Raw genomic sequence first — 544 nt, forward strand, 5'->3', positions numbered from 1 at the left:
GTCGATGATTCGGCACGTATCGAGGACTGGATGGAAGATATCAAGCTGGACTCGCCGCGTGATGAGATTGCGCAGATTCTGGGCGAAAGGTACAACATTGCATTCTCGTCGCAAAAGATTCAGCAATGGGATCAGGTGTACGACGTGGTGATGGACGTGCTGGACGCGCAGGCCGGTATCAAGGTCAGTGAACCCGAGGTCAAGTACGGCCCGGGTCTCGCGCAGCGTGTCCGGCGTGTGGTGCGCGCCGCAGTCGGGAACGGCCCGCTCGAACTCGACACGAATCTTACCGTCGAATACAACTTCGATGAAATCGACATGGAAGAGTTGCGTAGCGATATTGAGGCCGAATTCGAAATCGATGCGGGGAGCCCGGTAACGGACCCGTGGACCACGATGCGTGATATCGTGGAAGCTGTGGTGCGCGGTATCGCGGCGCAAGAAGCGGACGAAGAAGCCGACGAGCAGCTTCTGGCCGCGATTCAGAAAGTAGCGGCCGAAGCTACCGGAATCCAGATCAAGTGCGCCATGAAACGCAGTCTCC

The 544-nt window shown here is 57.7% G+C and carries 1 protein-coding gene; it reads left to right on the forward strand.

The features are described 5' to 3' along the window. On the forward strand, nt 1–544 hold a 544-nt coding region (locus AC1RO3_RS08405; protein ID WP_481763992.1), incomplete at both ends, for a hypothetical protein.

Source organism: Dellaglioa sp. CoH-57-MRSF-19 (genome assembly GCF_056781975.1).